The organism is Streptomyces sp. NPDC048506, from assembly GCF_040651315.1.
Lineage (GTDB): Bacteria > Actinomycetota > Actinomycetes > Streptomycetales > Streptomycetaceae > Streptomyces.
In genome coordinates this window covers 1-1,706 of record NZ_JBEZIX010000126.1, presented here as the reverse complement: position 1 = coordinate 1,706, position 1,706 = coordinate 1, and the positions used below count along the sequence as shown (strand labels likewise).

Below are 1,706 nucleotides of genomic sequence, written 5' to 3'. Positions count from 1 at the left end.
GATCTGAGCGTGGCGTGGTGGTGCTGTCTTGGGTCGTTTCGGTTCTGGTGTAGAGGACTTCGCGGCCCTGTTCCGCGGCGCGGATGAGTCCTTCGCTGACGAAGTCGAGGAAGCGGGCGGCGTTTTCGAGGCGGGTGGCGGCCGGGGTGCCGTGGCCGAGGACGTCGACGGCCTGTCGTGCGGTTTCGATGAACTGGTCGTTGGCGCGGGCGCTGCGGATCATCGCCTGGTACCAGAGGTCGTCGTCGACGACGTAGCGCTCGCGGCGGCGTTGGTCGCGTTCTCGGCGGACGAGGTCCTGGCTTTCGAGGAAGGTGATCGCTTTGGAGATGGATGCCGGGCTGACCTGGAGGCGCCCGGCGAGTTCGGAGGCGGTGAGGCTGCCGGTGTCGGTGGTGTAGAGGCAGCCCAGCACCCGGGCCATCATCTTGGGCAGGCCCGAGGTCATGTAGACGGTGGTGAGGGCCTCTTGGTAGTCGCGTACGGCCTCGGCGTCGCGTCCGTACGGTTGCGGGGAGGCCTGCGGTCCCCGGGGCGTGGCCTGTTTGCGGTGGTGGGTGCGCTGCTGGGTGGCGCGGTGGGCCAGGTCGGCGCGGTAGGCGGTGGGGCCGCCGTTGCGTGTCACCTCGCGCGTGATCGTGGAGGTCGGACGGTCCAGGCGGCGGGCGATTTCGGCGTAGGCCAGGCCGTCGGCCAGCCCCGTCGCGATCTGCTGACGCTCGGACTGGGTGAGCCTGCCTCCCGGCATGACGACCCCCTTCATGCCCCACGGGTGCTCCATGGTGCTGCTCGGTGTTCCCTGACGCCTCCACCATAGCGTTCACCTTCAGCGCATTGCAACGGTCGACCGTTCTATCGTTGCGTTAAGCGGGAGGGCGTTGCAATGATTATCGCGCTCTCACCTGCGTAGATACCATCTCAACGCAACAGTGTCGTTGCGCAAGCATGGAAAGCAACGTAGCGTTTCCATCGTTCCGAAAGAGCGAACCGTCAACGCAAAGGGAGAGCACGATGCAGAAGTTCGACACCCCCGCCCCGATCTCCGCCGTCCTGAACATCCCCGCCGGACGCGTCCAGTTCATCGCCGCGGACCGCACCGACACCGCGGTCGAGGTCCAGCCCGCCAACGCCTCGAAGGGCCGCGACGTGAAGGCGGCGCAGGAGACCACGGTCGCCTACGCCGACGGAGTCCTGCGGATCGAGAACGCGGCGAAGGACCAGTACTTCGGCCCCTCCGGATCCATCGAGGTGACCGTCAAGCTGCCCGCCGGATCCCGCATCGAGGCCAAGACGGCCAGCGCCGAACTGCGGACCCTCGGCCGCCTCGGCGACGTCGCCTTCGAAGGCGCCTACCGCCAGATCAAGTTGGACGAGGCCGCCAGCGTCCGTCTCACCGCGATCGACGGCGACATCGAGATCGGCCGGCTGGGCGGGGCCGCGAAGATCAGCACCGCACGGGGCGACATCCGCATCACCGAGGCCATGGGCGGCACGGTCCAGCTCAGCACCCAGTCCGGCGACATCATCATCGGCGCCGCCGCCGGAGTCTCCGCCGCCCTGGACGCCCACACCGGCCACGGCCGCATCAGCAACGCCCTCAAGAACGACGGCACCACCGAACTCGACATCCACGCCACCACCCCCCACGGCGACATCACCGCCCGCAGCCTCTGACCCACCCGCTCCAAGGAGCACCCCGCAACACC

General features: G+C 68.2%; 2 protein-coding genes. One reads left to right on the top strand and one right to left on the bottom strand.

Annotated features, from left to right (window positions below):
• Positions 1-748: helix-turn-helix domain-containing protein (locus AB0C96_RS43020; protein WP_362925752.1), on the bottom strand; the 748-nt coding region annotated here is incomplete at its 3' end.
• 263 nt (positions 749-1,011) lie between these two features.
• Between AB0C96_RS43020 and AB0C96_RS43015 the strand changes: the two genes are divergently transcribed.
• Complete coding sequence (locus tag AB0C96_RS43015; protein WP_362925751.1) at positions 1,012-1,674, top strand: DUF4097 family beta strand repeat-containing protein; 663 nt, start codon at positions 1,012-1,014, stop codon at positions 1,672-1,674.
• Positions 1,675-1,706: the final 32 nt, after the last annotated feature.

Excerpts from the sequence above, each read along its gene's own strand:
- AB0C96_RS43015 (WP_362925751.1), top strand. The coding sequence starts at position 1,012 with ATGCAGAAGTTCGACACCCCCGCCCCGATCTCCGCCGTCCTGAACATC.